Source organism: Micromonospora sp. NPDC000442 (assembly GCF_042898635.1).
Lineage (GTDB): Bacteria > Actinomycetota > Actinomycetes > Mycobacteriales > Micromonosporaceae > Micromonospora.
Genome location: NZ_JBIAYZ010000020.1, coordinates 36,698 through 51,895, shown reverse-complemented (window position 1 = coordinate 51,895; position 15,198 = coordinate 36,698). Strand labels below are relative to the sequence as shown.

The 15,198-nt window shown below is 67.2% G+C and carries 13 protein-coding genes; 7 read left to right on the top strand and 6 right to left on the bottom strand.

Translation table 11 applies throughout. The annotated features are described in order from the left end of the window. Positions 1 to 116 precede the first annotated feature (116 nt). Together ACFY2A_RS25260 and ACFY2A_RS25255 are read left to right on the top strand one after the other, a co-directional pair. Positions 117 to 1,196, top strand: a complete 1,080-nt coding sequence (locus ACFY2A_RS25260; protein WP_387175106.1) for a trypsin-like serine peptidase — start codon at positions 117 to 119, stop codon at positions 1,194 to 1,196. 382 nt (positions 1,197 to 1,578) lie between these two features. Beyond that, positions 1,579 to 3,312: a tetratricopeptide repeat protein gene (locus tag ACFY2A_RS25255; protein WP_387175104.1), complete on the top strand. Its 1,734-nt coding sequence runs from the start codon at positions 1,579 to 1,581 to the stop codon at positions 3,310 to 3,312. 182 nt (positions 3,313 to 3,494) lie between these two features. On the opposite strand, the gene ACFY2A_RS25250 is transcribed toward ACFY2A_RS25255, so the two are convergent. Continuing rightward, positions 3,495 to 4,241, bottom strand: a complete 747-nt coding sequence (locus ACFY2A_RS25250; protein ID WP_387175102.1) for a TetR/AcrR family transcriptional regulator C-terminal domain-containing protein — start codon at positions 4,239 to 4,241, stop codon at positions 3,495 to 3,497. Between the two features lie 77 nt (positions 4,242 to 4,318). On the opposite strand from ACFY2A_RS25250, the gene ACFY2A_RS25245 reads away from it, so the two are divergent. From ACFY2A_RS25245 to ACFY2A_RS25230, 4 genes are all read left to right on the top strand, one after another. Next, positions 4,319 to 5,266: an ATP-binding cassette domain-containing protein gene (locus tag ACFY2A_RS25245; protein ID WP_387175100.1), complete on the top strand. Its 948-nt coding sequence runs from the start codon at positions 4,319 to 4,321 to the stop codon at positions 5,264 to 5,266. Next, entirely contained in the window at positions 5,263 to 6,042 is a 780-nt protein-coding gene (locus ACFY2A_RS25240) for an ABC transporter permease (protein WP_363920154.1), read from the top strand. Before ACFY2A_RS25245 ends, ACFY2A_RS25240 begins: the two co-directional genes overlap by 4 nt. A gap of 116 nt (positions 6,043 to 6,158) precedes the next feature. Then, positions 6,159 to 6,779 carry a DUF5701 family protein gene (locus ACFY2A_RS25235; RefSeq protein WP_387175097.1) on the top strand — a complete coding sequence of 207 codons (621 nt, stop codon included), beginning with the start codon at positions 6,159 to 6,161 and terminating at the stop codon, positions 6,777 to 6,779. Between the two features lie 547 nt (positions 6,780 to 7,326). Then, entirely contained in the window at positions 7,327 to 7,722 is a 396-nt protein-coding gene (locus ACFY2A_RS25230; protein WP_387175171.1) for a VOC family protein, read from the top strand. Between the two features lie 228 nt (positions 7,723 to 7,950). Here the strand turns inward: ACFY2A_RS25230 and ACFY2A_RS25225 are convergent, their stop codons facing one another. Next, entirely contained in the window at positions 7,951 to 9,090 is a 1,140-nt protein-coding gene (locus ACFY2A_RS25225) for a hypothetical protein (protein WP_387175095.1), read from the bottom strand. Here ACFY2A_RS25225 and ACFY2A_RS25220 point away from each other — a divergent pair. Next, positions 8,974 to 9,225, top strand: a complete 252-nt coding sequence (locus ACFY2A_RS25220; protein ID WP_387175169.1) for a DUF664 domain-containing protein — start codon at positions 8,974 to 8,976, stop codon at positions 9,223 to 9,225. The genes ACFY2A_RS25225 and ACFY2A_RS25220 overlap by 117 nt on opposite strands. A gap of 153 nt (positions 9,226 to 9,378) precedes the next feature. Here the strand turns inward: ACFY2A_RS25220 and ACFY2A_RS25215 are convergent, their stop codons facing one another. The 4 genes from ACFY2A_RS25215 to ACFY2A_RS25200 all read right to left on the bottom strand — a co-directional run bounded on the left by ACFY2A_RS25215 (position 9,379) and on the right by ACFY2A_RS25200 (position 15,106). Continuing rightward, a complete protein-coding gene (locus ACFY2A_RS25215; RefSeq protein ID WP_387175093.1) occupies positions 9,379 to 10,395 on the bottom strand; it encodes a LacI family DNA-binding transcriptional regulator in 1,017 nt (338 codons plus the stop codon). A gap of 147 nt (positions 10,396 to 10,542) precedes the next feature. Next, positions 10,543 to 13,026 (bottom strand): alpha/beta hydrolase-fold protein, encoded by a 2,484-nt coding sequence (locus ACFY2A_RS25210; RefSeq protein WP_387175091.1) that lies wholly within the window; start codon positions 13,024 to 13,026, stop codon positions 10,543 to 10,545. 344 nt (positions 13,027 to 13,370) lie between these two features. After that, positions 13,371 to 14,027: a response regulator transcription factor gene (locus ACFY2A_RS25205; RefSeq protein WP_387175089.1), complete on the bottom strand. Its 657-nt coding sequence runs from the start codon at positions 14,025 to 14,027 to the stop codon at positions 13,371 to 13,373. Next, positions 14,024 to 15,106, bottom strand: a complete 1,083-nt coding sequence (locus ACFY2A_RS25200; protein ID WP_387175087.1) for a sensor histidine kinase — start codon at positions 15,104 to 15,106, stop codon at positions 14,024 to 14,026. The genes ACFY2A_RS25205 and ACFY2A_RS25200 overlap by 4 nt, the downstream gene beginning before the upstream one ends. Between the last annotated feature and the right edge of the window lie 92 nt (positions 15,107 to 15,198).

The window sequence follows — 15,198 nt, the reverse complement described above, 5'->3', positions numbered from 1 at the left end:
CCAACGGTGTCCTACCTAGTCCAGGATGGCCGCATGACCAACCGTAGGGGACCGAAACTCGATATCGACCGGGGCAATCCCCGGTATCTCACACGATCCGGGAAGAGGGATGTTCGATGAGAGCAAGAACAATCGGTGGTCGGCGCCTAACGTACCCCATTCTGGCCCTGGCCCTGGCCCTGCCGCTGCTGACCGTCGGCCAGCCGGCGCAGGCGGCTCCGCACGCCGACGCTGACAGCATCCGTCAGGTGGGCACGGCCGTCAGCGCCGAGGCGTGGGCGGCCGGCAGGCAGCGGTACGGCGCGCAGGTGACTGCCGACACGGCGATCGAGGCGTACTGGACGCCCGAGCGGATGCGCAATGCCAGGCCCGTCGAGGAGTCTCCCTCGTACAAGGCCGCGGCACGGCGTTTCGCCCAGAGTGGAGGTACCTCGTCTGCCGCGCCGACCAACCGGTCCAAGCCGGTGGATGTGCCTCCGGTGGCGGGCCTGATGGGTACCCCGGGCATGTCCACGCAGGCCATCAACCCGAACCTCGGCTCCAACCACCCGACCGCCCGGTCCAACGGCAAGGTCTTCTTCAACATGGACGGCGGATCGTGGGTCTGCTCCGGCGCGGTCATCAACTCGGTCGGCTTCAACACCGTGTGGACGGCTGGCCACTGCATCCACGGCGGCCCCGGCAGCAGTCTCGCCACCAACTGGTCGTTCGTCCCAGCGTACGACGATGACCTGGTCAACCCCCGGCCGCACGGCACCTGGACGGCCCGCGAGCTGTGGACCTGGAGCAGTTGGATCGACAGCTCCAACTGGGAGGCCGACATGGCCGTGGCCATCATGAACACCCGGAACGGCGTCCGCATCGTGAACCAGTTCGGGGGCCACGGCTTCCGTACGCACCAGGGCTTCACGGTCGGCATCAACAACTTCGGCTACCCGAGCGGCGCACCGTTCGACGGCGGCAACCTGTTGAGGTGCAGCGGCAACTCGACCCAGTCCGGGGCGCGGATCCGCATCAACTGCGACCTGACCGCAGGCGCCAGCGGCGGCCCGTGGTTGATCAACTGGGATGGGAACTGGGGCTACCTCAACGGGGTCAACAGCACGCTCAACTCGTACACGGCACCGACCTTGTGGTGGTCACCCTATTTCGACGACACCGCGTCGGAGTTGTACAACTTCACCGCCACTCACTGACCGATGTCCGGCGACAGATATCTCGTCCCGGTAGTGCGCCCCTGACCTGAGCGGGCCTTCTCCAATGGCAAATGATCAAGCGACTGGTCGCCATTGGAGCCGGCCCGCGGCGTATCGGACGAGCCGCGGCCAACCCGCCCGCCGGCAACCCCGCCGCACCCTTCACCTGGACCTGATCAACCCCATCTCAAACACGCTCTGAGGCGGCGGGGTACGCGTGTCAGGCGGAACAGTCCCGGGAACTTGCAGCATCACCTGAACAGCGGATCTGGCTCCACCCACAGTCCTCATAATCTGATCCATTGTGGCAGATGAAAAATTCCGGGTGTCAGTGACCGGAGCACACGGGGTAACGGTCGGCAACAGCAACATCCAGCACAATGTGTTTGGCGAACGGTCGACCTTCGGCGCAACCCCCACCGCCGGGCGGCGGGTGCAACTGGTCTATGCGCCGGAGCTCGCGGAGTACCCGGCTAACGGCCCGTTCGCCGAAGCCGCGCGAGCGGCGGTTCGGCAGGCCGGGCACGAGATCGTCGCTCCGGCCGGTGCGGGCTTGGTGGTCTGCATCGTGGGCTTCCACTGGGATCCCCGCGTTGCCGAGGCGTTCGAGGTCGCGAGAGCCACCAATCGTCCCCTGGTCGTCCTGCTGCTGGCGGAGGATTTGATCATTCCGGTCCCCCGCCGGTTCTACGTCGACGACGAGGCTGGCGAGCGGCAGCTCGGGTTCCGGGACCATCTGCGCCGGGTGTCGCACGTCGTCGAGGTCAGCAGTCCCGGCGAGCTCCGTGACCGGCTGTACCGGGCATTGGTGGAGCTGTCCTCCGCGATTCCGGCGGTCGACGACCCGGAACGCCGGGTGCGCGACCTCGACCAGCGGCTGGCCGACCAGGAGCGGCGGCTCGGCCCGGACCATCCAGAGACGCAAGTTGTCCGGAACGAACTGGCCGGCGCCTATCGTGCAGCAGGACAGCTCCGGCGGGCGATCTCCCTGTACGAGCGGACGCTCGCCGATAGCATGCGCGTTCTCGGCCCGGACCATCTAGACACACTGCGTACCCGCAGCAATCTCGCTGGCGCCTACCGGGCCGTCGGTGACGTGCCTCGCGCGCGGGACGAGTATGTCCGGGTCCTACAAAATCGTGAACGTATCCTCGGACCCGATCACCCCGATACGCTGCGTACCCGCAACGACTTGGCCGGCGTGCTGGAGTCCCGCGGCGACTACGAGGAGTCGACGGCCCTCTACCGCGAGGTGCTCGCAGATCGCACGCGGATCCTGGGTCGGGACCATCCCGACACCCTGCGCACCCGCAATGACCTCGCCCACGCGTACGTCTCCCTCGGCCGGTTGGAGGAGGCGATCTCCTTCTACCGCAAGGTACTCGACGACCGGGTTCGCGTACTCCGGCCGGACCATCCGGATACGCTGCGCACCCGAAACAACCTTGCCAGCGTCCTGGAGTCCACCGGCCGGCTCGACGAAGCCACCGCGATCTTCGAGCGCACCCTTGCCGACAGCATCCGCGCCCTCGGCCCTGACCACCCAGACACGTTGCGCACGCGCAACGACCTCGCCGGGGTCTATCGACGGCAGGGCAAGCTCAAGCGGGCCATCCCGATGTATGAGGAGACCCTCGCCGCCTCGATGCGGGTCCTCGGCCGTAATCACCCGAGTACGCTGATCTCCCAGAGCGACCTGGCCGGCTCCTATCAGGACGCCGGTGACCTGACCCGAGCCATCGAGCTGTACACCGAGACGTACGAGGAGAGCGCCCGGGTCCTGGGCCGTGACCACCCCAGCACGCTGGTGATCGAGCAGAATCTCGCGGTGTCCCTGGTGCTGGCAGGCCGCCGGAGCGAGGCGCTGGAACGGCTCAATGACGTGTTGGAGCGCGCCGAGCGGGTGCTGGGCACACATCATCCGGACACCCTCGCTGTGCTCGCCACCCTCGGGACGACGCTGGTGCGGATGGATGAGCTGCCACGCGCCTTGGAGGTGTTCGAATCTGGATTGCGGCGTAGCAGGGAGGCGCGTGGGCCGCAGCACCCACACACAAAGACGATGCGCCACAACGTCGACCTGGTTCGTGAGGCAATGGTCGGCGAGGAGTCCTGACGATGGCCGACTCCGACAACCTGTTCAGCGAGTTCGAGCCCGAGGATTACGTCGACAACAAGCCGATGATCCGGGTGCTGGCGCTGTCCGAGGGGAAGGCCCAGGAGACCATCATCCAGCTGCGCGCCCAGCATGAGACCGGATTTCAAGTGGCATGTGTTGGCGACGGCCGCGGTGGGCGGCTACCCGTTGAGAAACTGCTCCAGTCCGTCCAGAAGGCGGTCGAGCCCGAACCGGAACGAACGTTCCGGATCGCCGATCGCGTTGTACTCCTCGCCGGCCACCTGCCCGACCCGGCCGGAGAGCGGATAGGCGTCGGCGGGCATCACTCGCTCGAGAATCGGCGCGTTGATCTCCCACCATTCGGCGTCGGAGATGCCGGACCGCTCCGCCGTACGGCGTGCGTCCACCGATGCCCGCGCCATCCCGGCGGTGAACCCACTTAGCAGCGTGACCACCTGGTCCATTTGGAGATCGGTGAAACCGGCACCTTCGATGGCCGCGAGCTGCCACTCGTACCGGTCGGAGACGTTCGGACCGATCCACGGCCGGCTGTTCTCCACCTGCAGCAGCCAGGGATGCCGGTGGAACTCATCCCACAACTGCTCGGCGACCCGGGTCATCCGCTGCCGCAGCGTGCCCTCGTGCGGCGGGAGTTCCTGCTCGCCCGCCACCTCGTCCACCATCAGGCCGATCAGCTCGGAGCGGCCGGGGACGTACGTGTAGATGGACATCAGCTTCAGCCCGAGGCGATCGGCGACCTTGCGCATCGAGAAGGCCGGCAGGCCCTCCTCGTCGGCCACCGCGATCGCGGCCCGGATGACCTCGTCGATGGTGGCCCGCTGCTTCGGCCCCCGGGAGCCCTGCGGCGTGCCGAGGGTGCGCCGCCACAACAGTCCGAGCGTGCGGTCGATGTCCTGACTTTCCATGTGCGGAGATTACCCCGTGAGGTGTACGGTGTACCGCGCGACCATTTCCGTAAGGCATACGGAGTTAGGAGCCTGTGTTGACCAACCACGCCTTGACCGCCGACGGGCTACGCAAGAGGTACGGCGACGTGCACGCGCTGGACGGCTTCGACCTGAGCGTGCCCCCCGGTGTCATCCATGGGCTGCTCGGTCCCAACGGTGCCGGCAAGACCACCGCGGTCATGGCGCTGGCCACCCTGATCGACGTGGACGGCGGCAGCGCCAGCGTCGCCGGGTTCGACGTGCGCACCCAGGCCCGTCAGGTCCGGCGCCGCATCGGACTGGTCGGGCAGCATGCCGCCGTCGACGAGATCCTCGGCGGCCGGCAGAACCTGGTGATGTTCGGCCGACTCTACGGCCTGAACTCCGCCGACGCCCGGGTGCGGGCCGACCAGTTGCTCGACGCCTTCGGCCTGACGGACGCGGCGACCCGGGCGGTCTCCACCTACAGCGGCGGGATGCGCCGCCGACTCGACATCGCCGCCGGCCTCATCCTGACCCCTGCGGTGCTGTTCCTCGACGAACCGACCAGCGGCCTGGATCCCCGCGGCCGCAACGAAGTCTGGGCCGCCGTCCGCGAGATCGCCGACCGCGGCACAACGGTCCTGCTGACCACGCAGTACCTCGATGAGGCCGACCAGTTGGCCGCCCGGATCTCCGTCATGAACCACGGCAGGATCATCGCCAGCGGTACGCCGGACGCCCTCAAACGCCAGGTCGGCGGCGACCGGGTGAGCGTCACGGTGCCGCTGCGCGAGCCACTGGCGTCCATCGCGCAGCGGATGTCGGCCGCCGTCGGGGCGCCGCCCGCGATCGACGTCGACACCCGCACCATCACCTTCGAAGTCGGCACCGGCGTGGTCGCGATCGCCGAGATCGTCCGCGCCCTGGACGAGCTCGGCGTCACTCCGGAGGACCTGATGCTGCGCCGCCCCACCCTCGACGAGGTGTTCCTGACCCTGACCGACAAGGAGGTGGCACGATGACGACACTGCGCGCCGGCTGGGTCATCACCCAGCGGGATCTGGCCCACTGGGTACGCCAACCGTGGGCGCCCATCTTCGGCCTGCTCTTCTCGATCATGCTGCTGTTGGTCTTCGGCTTCCTGTTCGGCGGCGCGATAAGCGTCCCGGGCGGCGGCGACTACATCAGCTTCCTGCTGCCCGGGATGCTGGCACTGAGCATGATGTTCGGGGTGGAGGCCACCGCGACCGCGATGGCCAACGACGCCCGCAAGGGCATCACCGACCGGTTCCGCTCGATGCCGATCGGCAGTGCGTCGGTGGCGCTGGGCCGCGTCGGCGCCGACATGGCCAACTCGGCTGTCGAACTGCTGGTCCTGATCCTCGGCGGCCTGCTCATCGGTTGGCGGATCTCGTCGGATCCGGCATCGGCGGCCCTGGCCGTGCTGCTCCTGCTCCTGCTGCGGTTCGCCGTCCTGTGGATCGGCATCTTCCTGGGGCTGACCTTCCGCGGCGAGGGCGCGACGATGGCGGTGCAGGTGCTGGTCTGGCCGATCGGCTTCCTGTCCACCGCGATCGTGTCCGCCGAGACGATGCCCGGCTGGCTCGGCGCCATCGCGGCCTGGAACCCGTTGTCCGCGACCGCGTCCGCCGCCCGTCAGCTTTTCGGCAACCCGACCGGCATCACCGAGGGGCCGCTTGTCGACGGGGCGGTGTGGCTGGCGGTCGGCTGGCCGCTCCTGCTGACCGCCGTCTTCGTGCCGCTGTCGGCGCGTGCGTACCGCAGACTGCGCCACTGAAACCGGCAACGCAGCGTTCGTGCGCCACCGTGGTCCGCGCCGCTCGGCCCACAGCTCAAGCAGTTTTGCCGATGATCCGTGTACCACTTCACGGTCCCGACCCCACAGGAGAGCACATGAGCTTGACCGACCAACTCCACCGCCTGCTCGACGCCGGACTCGCCGACATCACCGGCAGCAGTCCGGCGGAACTCGCCGCCTGCGTCGCCGCGCTGCCGGACGAACCCCAGTCCGTGCTGGCCGTGCACCCCGAGTTGGCCACCGCGCGTCAGCTGGCACCGCTGCTGCGCCGGCACGACAAACCCGGCTTCGTCGTCGACGACATGGTCGACCTCGAGCAGTTCGTACCCATTGACGGCATCGCCCTACCCGACCGCCCGCTCTATCTCGTCCGCGACCCCGACCGCGGCGACGACATGCGCAACTGGAGTCCCAACGAGGCGCTACCGGCCATCCTCGAACGCGGACGAACACCGCTCACCATCAACGAGGGGATCAGCTGGCTGCTCCAGGAACCGAAGGTGCTCGAACCTAGTCACTGCTTCATGACCATCGGCTCTCGCAAACGCACCGGCCACACCCTCGACGCCCGGACCCCCGCCATCTGGATCAGCAGCGGAACCGGACGCGATGGCACCGCCCGACGCAGAGCGCCAAAGATCGGATGGTGCTGGGCCGGCAACCGGCATACCTGGCTCGGTTTCGCCTCCGCGTGCCACCGCAATCCAGTCGATTGATGACGCGACGGCGGCAGCGAATTCGGTCTCCACAGAACCCGGGGGCGGTTCATTCCGCTGCCTGCGCATCCGCTGGGAAATCCGCGACGACATCCGCGAAGCCTTCCTCACCCTCACCTGCGCCATCATCTGCTGCGGTCACGCACAGGGCTCATAAGGGGCCAGACCACCGATGGTGATGGCAACGAGGAACCAGCCGGCAGCCCCAGCACTGCAAACAATGCACCCTGCTGCGAAGAGGGAGCGGACCGGCGATTCGCCGAGTGCGGGTGCCGCTCCTGGGGTGGTGGCTGATCGACGGGATGCTCGATAGTTGGCCGCTGGTCGGGCAGGCCTTCGCTGTCAGCGCCCGCCGGGGACCTCTGACCCGTCGATGACACCCCAGCCTTCATCGCGGTGATAGATCAAACGACTCCTGAGCCTGCCACCCGATCATTCTGCCCGACGCCCGCCAGCATCGCGAAGTACACCGCCCCGCCGCCACACTTGCATGCCGCAGGTGGTGCGCGCGTGCGGCGGGCAGGAGGCGATCCCCGCGTACGCTGCCGTGGTGCAGATCGACCTGGTTGCCCTGATTGTCGAGGAGTACGACCCCGCGATCGCGTTCTTCACCGACGTGCTCGGCTTCGACCTCGTCGAGGACTCCCCATCGCTGACCAATGACGGGCGACCCAAACGGTGGGTCGTCGTCCGGCCCCCGGGTGCCCAGACCGGGATTCTGCTCGCCCGCGCCGACGGAGAACACCAGCGCACCGCCGTCGGTAAACAGGTAGCCGGCCGGGTCGGGTTCTTCCTCCGCGTCGACGACTTCGAGGCGGCCTACCGGCGGATGGGCGAGGCCGGTGTCACCTTCGTCCGGGAACCACGGACCGAACCCTACGGCCGGGTCGCGGTCTTCCTCGACATCGCCGGCAACCGGTGGGACCTCCTCGGCGCCACCTGACATCACCGCACTTGCCAGCCAAACCGCCGGAGTCACACATCCTGATTTGCCGCGGATCGGACTCGGCGCAACGGATTGAGGGGGCACTCCCCCGGTGACCGCCGGGCTGCCTGAGGCCCCGAAGCCTGACCGGCCACGGGCGCAGGTCATTGAAACAAATAGCCGGCGACCGCACGCCCGATCAGCATCCGCCCATCCCGACGACCGGAGCTGATGGCTTGGCTGCCTTCAGTCCTCGAGTGGATCCCAGTGGTTGCTGTAGCGCAGCAGTGATTGGGCCAGGTCGGAGTGAGCGGTCGCCCACACGCTGTCGAAGAGGAACCACTGCTGGTACCCGAATGACCCACCACAGTGCATGGCGACTTGGGCAAGATGGTCGTCGACCTCGATGCGCGATTCGCCGGGGCGTCGACCGTCGACGTACCGGCCCGTCGTGAGAATCGCCATGGCTTCGTGGTGGGCGAGGGTGTGCTCGTTGGACAGGTTGGGCCACGGGTCGGCGTTGAGGTTGAAGCCGGGCCATCTGTTGCATCGCTCCAGCGCCGGCCTGATGGCGTCGTCTTCAGGCGCGACGAGTGCTCGCAAGACCAGCAACTCGGGTGGCCATGCTGCACCGCTGCCGGGGTCCGCGGTCCGCAGATGTCCGGGCAGTTCCCACAACCCGACCCCCGGGAATACCAGCGGCTGGGAGCAAGCGAGGCTCGCGCCGTCGTAAAACGTGAGGAACACCGCGTACGTGCTGGCGCCACCGGTACCGGCGGACGTAACGACTGTCACTGGCACATCCGCGACGAACGACGTCGACTCACCGCCCGCGCCGGGCAACGGCCACGACTGGAGCAGGTATGCCAACCGATCGAGGGCGGTCGCGACCACCTCGTCATCGAGGAAAAAGTAGGCCAGTTCCACCTCGTCGTCATCAGTCCGTACCCGGAGGCTGTGATCGTCGAGGCGGATGAAATCCTCGTCACCCTCGACGTACAAGTGCTCACGCAGGAGCTCGCGCAGCTCGCTGGTCGTTGCCGCCCAAGACAGCACGTGCTTCCGTGCCGCCTCGAAGATCGAATCGAAGCCGTAGACGTCACCGCCCAACTCGTTCTCAACCCACGACTCCGGATCGTCGCAGTCCCAACCTCGTTGGAACCAACTCAGCACCGTCTCGTCCGGCAGCCGCCGGACCCGCTTACTCAACTGACCCGCGACGACATCATCGGCCTGTGGCACCGAGCCTGGGCACACGCCGACGTCACGATCGAGACGCTCCCGATCGACGCGCCCGGCTCGGTGCGGTGGTGGCAACACACGCCGGTGACGCTTCACCACATCCTCGTGCACGTGCTCGCCGAGGTGAACCGGCACGCCGGGCACGCCGATATCGTGCGCGAGCTGATTGACGGCCGGGTCGGCTGGCGACGGCCGAGCGACAACGTGGTCCAGGGCGACGACGCGTGGTGGGCCGACTACCGCGAGAGGCTGGAATCCACCGCACGAGAGTTTGCCTGAGGACGCGCCATCGCGCAGAGAGCAGCGAAATCAAAGCTGACCGAGTGGTAGCAAGAAACCGCGTTTTCCCAGTTCACGGCCCAGATGTGCCAGTCACAGCAGTACGCCGACGGGCGCCATCGGCAATTGCGCAACCGGTGTGGCAGGACGGCCTCAGCGCAGCGTCGACTGCCGCTGGATCAGTTCGAAGTCGACGACTATCCTCCGGGGCGCCGGCTGTTCCTCTCGCGGCACACCGTCGAACTGGAGCTGGATCCGCTCTTCCAACAGGGCGACTGCCTGGTGTGCGATCACGTCGCGTCCGGGGTCGATGGTGCTCAGCGGAGGTCGGGAGTAGTTCGCTTCGTCGATGTTGTCGAAGCCGATCAGCAGGACGTCCTCGGGAACCCGTAGGCCCCGGTCCTGAAAGGCGGCGAGCGCACCCAGCGCGAGTGTGTCGGCGAACGCCACAACCGCGTCGGGCTTGACGCCGCTGTCAAGGATGCGAGCGATCGTCGTGGCGCCGGTGGAGTGGAAATAGTCGGGTACACCGATGATCGCGCGTGGGTCGACGTCGAACCCTCGTGACTGGAGGGCGTCCCGGAAGCCCTGGAACCGCAGCGTTCCGCTGCTCGGCGATGGGTCGTCCTTAACTCCCAGGGGAACTACCGTGGTCGCACCTCGGCCCAGGACGTGCTCGGTCGCCGCACGTGCTCCCTCGACGTTGCTCATCGTGACGTGGTCGAGGCCGCCATCGAACACCCGCTCGCCCAGGAGCACGACGGGGAAGTCGACGTCGAACAGCGGGAGGTCTTTCTGGCCCAGCGCGAGCGGGGAGTACAGCACGCCGTCGAAGCGTGACCGGTAGCTGCCGTCCAGTACCCGCAACTCGCGGTCGCGCTCAGCGTTGGTCTGCTCGATGAAGACGGTCAGGCCTCGCCTCGATGCCTCTCGCATGACGGCGTCCGCAAGTTCGGCGAAGTACACAACGCGCAGCGACGGCAGCACCAAAGCGATCGCCCCGGTCCGGCCTCGGCTCAGGTTCCGCGCCGACACATTCACGTGGTAGCCCAGCTCACGGATCGCGTCGTCCACCCGCTCGCGGGTTTCCGGACGCACGTACTGATAGCCGTTGAGGATGTTGGACACCGTCTTGATCGACACCCCGGCGAGTCGGGCGACGTCGCGCATCGTCGCCGACCTGTTGGTCTTGCGTGCCACAGCCCCTCCCGCCGCTCGTCGATTCGTCGGCCAGCGTATAAGACTGCACCATTCACAACCCCAGGACGCAGCGGCCGGCCCGCCCGATCCGGGGCGCGCCGGCCGCGTGACGCGAGGTCAGTTGATGGTCAGGGCGATGGTTTGAACGGAGCCGCGGACCGGGTCGATCTGCAACTCGTAGGCACCCGGGGCGAGCCCGGTGGTGTCCCAGTGGAAGATGTACTGGTTTCTTGCGGCGCTGTAGCGTGCGGTGTTGTCCGCCCTCTTCTGGACAGGTGTGGCCGGAGCGCGGTTGCCGGCCACGCCGTCGGTCTTCTTCACGAGGTAGAGGCGCGGCCGCGCGTCGGTGGCCGTCTCGCCGTCTGCGTCGGTCAGGGTGAACTTGACCGGCACGGGGTGTCCGGCCTTGACGATGTCGGAGCCGTCGCCGACCAGCGGTGGTCGCACCCCGCCGAACCGGTACTCGGGCGCGAAGATCCGCGGCACGAAGTCGATCAGATTCGCCATCCAGATGTCGAAGCCATGCGGTCCGACCCAGGTGCCGGCGTACTCGTATTCGATGCCCTGGGAGGTCAGCCACTGCATCGTGTTCTGGGTGAACGTGTACGTGAAGTCGACGTCACCGGAGTACAGCCTTGCCAGCTTGGTGCTTTCGTTGACCGCCTGGACGTCGACGATGGGGTAGGAGAACAGGAACCCCGAGAAGACACCGACGTAGGCGAACTCGCCCGGGTGGCCGAGCCAGGTGCCGAGGGTGTTCATGCCTCCCCACGACAGACCGGCGAGCGCCTGCTCATCCGGATCAGTCGAGATGTTGTACTTTGCCGCCGCGGTTGGCATCACGTGCCGGCTGAGGTCGGTCCAGAAGTCGACGCCGTTCTGGTCGGGCATGACCACAACCATCGGCACCATTGTCCCGTTGAGGTAGCTGTTGTCGAGGATCTGCTTGGCACGCCCGGTTTCGAGCCAGCTGCCGTAGTTCTGGCCCCCGCCGTGGTACAGGTACAGCACGGGGTAGGCAGCTTCGCGGTCAGCATCGTAGCCTGGCGGCGTCCAGACGTACGCGTAGCGCTCTGCGCCCTGACCTCCGTCGTAGGTCATCAGCGAGACCGTGCCGCCCCTGCCTTCGGGGACATCGGCCAGCATCGCATCGGACTTACCGGGCACGAAAAGCTGCGACTCCATCACGTGGGTGTTGACGGTGTCGGCCGGGTCCTTCATGTCGACGCCGTCGACCACGTACCGGTAGTAGTGGTAGCCGTCGAGCGGTCCAATCGTCATTCGCCAGCGGCCGTCGGGCTGCTTGTTCATCGGGATCCGGAACCATTGGCCATTCGGAGCCCAGTTGCCCCAGATCGTGACGTCCTTGGCGCCAGCCCACTGGGTGCCGGTCTCGAACGTGACGATGCCGTGCGGGTCGATGTGCGGGGTCGTGATCGACCCGGCCGCAGGGGGCTCGTACGGCCGGGTCAGCGCGCGGTGTCCCTTGCTGGCGCCGTGGCGGACGACCTTCTGTCCGAAGAGCCGAGCGGCGAAGTTGCGCAGGTTCTCCCGCCACGCGTCCCAGGTGGCGCCGTCGTCGGGGTTGACGCCGTCGAACTCGAACTTCACTCCAGACTTCTTCAGGTCCACCAGCAGGTCGTAGTTGTCGTTGTAGGACGGATCGAGCGTGTTGCCGACGTATACCCGGAGCAGTTTGGTGCCCTTCTTGATCGCCTTGGCCTCCGCCTTGGTGATCGGGCCGTCGACAGAGCCGGAGAAGGAGCCGACGTAGGCGAATGCGCCGGGATCGCTGCGGAGGATGCTGATCGCCTGCTCGGCACCCGTGGCGACACCTGCCAGCGCCTGACTCTTGGGCCGGGACGAGATGTTGTAGCCGGCCCGTGCTGCGGGGACGATGGCGTTGAGCAGCTCGGCGCGGGGGTCGGCGGAATTGGCGTCAGCCATTACGACCACCATCGGCTTGGCGTCCCCGCCTGCGACCAGGTTGTCGAGGATCTGCTTCGCCCGGCCAAGTTCCAGCCACTCACGAGCGGTCTGACCCTCGCTGCTCAGCAGGTACAGGACCGGGTACGCCTCGGCCCGGGCGGAGTCGTAGCCGGGCGGCGTCCACACCAAGGCGGTGCGGCCCTCCGCCGCCGCTGCGCTCATGTAGGACAGTTCCTCCACCGTCCCGGCCGCAGCGATGTCGTCCATCCACGCGACCGACTCACCCGGCACGAAGAAGGTGTTCCAGTTTGGCTTCGACGTCACCGCCACCGGGCTGTCAGGCTGGCGGAAGGACACCTTCGACCTGTCCTGCATGGTCGCGGTGTACTGGTAGTAGTACAGCCCGGGCTCGAGCGGACCGACGTTCGCGGCGTAGTCAGAGCCGCTCGGGTCGAGCGCGAGCGCCGACCAGGTGCCGCTCGGGCCGATGTTCGCCTCCAGTTCGAGCGTCGCCGGCGTTCCGCCGACGATGCTGCTGGCCTGCGACTGCGGCACCTTGAAGTAGTGGTAGACGTCGTCGTTCGAATGCCACGTGTCGGCCGCGGCAGCCGCCGGGGCGGCCGCGATGACTGACACCACCACCAAAGCCGCGGCTGCGACAAGGCTGGTCATTCGGGGGCCACTGCTGTGCGACATCGCGTTGCTGCTCCTCTCAGAGCGTCAAGGCCTCCCGCATCGAAGGCACGCGCCTCACCATCGAGATCGGCCACCGAAACCTTCCCGACAGCCGTGACAGCCCACATTCACACCAGCGCACTACATTTCCTACACCGGTGTAGAGCGGATGGCAAGAGACCTCTTCATGCCCCCACGACCTCCATCGTGGACCCAGGTCAGCGGCTCATCCATTGAGGAGCGTCGACGCCGGTTCGGCGACGTTGACGTCCGTTGGCGGCCCCACCTGCAATTCCACCCGCCTGACAGCCCGCTGAGCTGCACTGTCTATGAAACACGCCTTAGGCGATCCGGTAGCCGACTCCCGGTGTCGTGGCGATGATTGGTGGGTTGCCGAGTTTGCGGCGTAACCGGCTCACGGTCACGGTGACGGTGTTGGTGAACGGGTCGGCGTTCTCGTCCCAGACCTGTTCGAGCAGGGCCTCGGTGCTCAGGAAGCCTGGGCTGGCCCGTAGCAGCGCCTGCAGCACGGCGAACTCCTTCACCGAGAGGTTGAGTTGCCGTCCGTCGCGAACGGCGGTCCGGCGTATCGGATCCAGCGCGATCCCGGCCGCGTGAAGTGTCCGCGGCCGTGCGTCTGGTTTGCGACGTGCGAGGGCCTGGATCCGCAGGATCAGCTCGGGAAAGTGGAAGGGTTTGGCGAGGTAGTCGTCCGCGCCCAGGGTCAGTCCGCTGACCCGGTCGCCGGGAGCGCTCGCCGCGGTCAGCATCAGCACCATCGGCCGGTCCGCCCGCTCGGTGATCATCTGGCACAGCGCGTCGCCGTGGAGGCCTGGCAGGTCCCGGTCCAGGACCACCACGTCGTAGCCGGCGATGTCCAGTTTGGTGGCCGCGGTGAGTCCGTCGTGAGCGAGGTCGACTGCTATCCCCTGGTCACCCAGTCCTTCCGCGATGACCTCCGCCAAGGCATGATCATCTTCGATGACGAGCACTCTCATGCCGCCGCCGGCACCTTCGAGACCGGGAGCGTGATCGAGACACACAGGCCGCCTTCTGGCCGGGCGAGCAGGGCGAGCCGGCCCCCATGCGCGGCGGCGACGGCGGCCACGATAGATAGGCCCAGTCCCGAGGATCCGATCCGCTCGCCGCCGAGCCGCTCGAAGGGCTGCGACAGCCGGTCAACCTCCTGCTGGTCGAGGACTCGCCCGCCGGTCTCGACGACGAGCACCGTCTCCTCCTCGCTTGCGGATCCGGTGATCTCAATCCATCCGCCGTGCTCGTTATGTGTCACGGCGTTGTCGATGACGTTGGCCACCATCCGCGCCAGCAGCGCCGGGCTGCCCTGGGTCGCCGTTGCCGGTGGTACGTCGACCGTCACCTTCAGCCGCTTCGTCTTCGCGTCGGTGGTCCTTTCATGCAGGGCCGTGCCGATGAGGTCGCCGAGATCGACCATGGTGGCGTCGGCCGGCGTGCCGTGCTGTGCCCGGGCCAGTACGAGGAACCCGTCGAGTAGGTGATCGACGCGGTCCAGCTGGGTACGTACCCGGTCCGCGAGCGCCACCGTCGACGGGGCCGGGTCGGGCTTGGCGCCCGCGACGTCCAGCGACGCCCGGATCGTGGCCAGTGGCGTACGCAGCTCATGGGATGCGTTGGCGACGAAGCGGCGTTGTGCGGCGAACGAGGCTTCGAGTCGTTCGAGCAGTTCGTCGATGGTGTCGCCGAGGTCTTTCACCTCGTCGGCCGGGCCGGTGACGGCAAGCCGCCGATCCAGGCTGTCGGCGGAGATGCGCCGGGTGGCGCTGGTGATCAGCCGTAACGGTCGCAGTACGCGTTTGGCCAGCACCCGACCGAGCAGGAGTGACACCACCGCCATCACGATCAGCGCCACCATCGAGCCGGCCAACAGCTGGCGGGACTGCTGCGTGTGCACCGTGGCCAGCTGGTCCTCCAGCTGCTGGATACGCTGCTGGGCCGGATCCGCACTCCGCTGGACCGGGGGATTTCCGGCGGGTGCGACGCGGCTGATGCTGCCGCCGGAGAGCAGGAAGGTCAGTCCCAGAAGCCCGGTACCGGACACGAGAAACACAACAGCATAGAGGATCGTGAACCTTGCCCGCACGGTACCCCTGGACAGCCTGACCATTCCTACAGCATGCCCTGGGCAACCTA

What these genes read in the sequence shown, in the direction of transcription:
- ACFY2A_RS25260 (WP_387175106.1), top strand. Translation starts at nt 117, where the DNA reads ATGAGAGCAAGAACAATCGGTGGTCGGCGCCTAACGTACCCCATTCTG.
- ACFY2A_RS25250 (WP_387175102.1), bottom strand. Translation starts at nt 4,241, where the DNA reads ATGGAAAGTCAGGACATCGACCGCACGCTCGGACTGTTGTGGCGGCGC.
- ACFY2A_RS25240 (WP_363920154.1), top strand. Translation starts at nt 5,263, where the DNA reads ATGACGACACTGCGCGCCGGCTGGGTCATCACCCAGCGGGATCTGGCC.
- ACFY2A_RS25235 (WP_387175097.1), top strand. Translation starts at nt 6,159, where the DNA reads ATGAGCTTGACCGACCAACTCCACCGCCTGCTCGACGCCGGACTCGCC.
- ACFY2A_RS25215 (WP_387175093.1), bottom strand. Translation starts at nt 10,395, where the DNA reads ATGCGCGACGTCGCCCGACTCGCCGGGGTGTCGATCAAGACGGTGTCC.
- ACFY2A_RS25210 (WP_387175091.1), bottom strand. Translation starts at nt 13,026, where the DNA reads ATGACCAGCCTTGTCGCAGCCGCGGCTTTGGTGGTGGTGTCAGTCATC.
- ACFY2A_RS25205 (WP_387175089.1), bottom strand. Translation starts at nt 14,027, where the DNA reads ATGAGAGTGCTCGTCATCGAAGATGATCATGCCTTGGCGGAGGTCATC.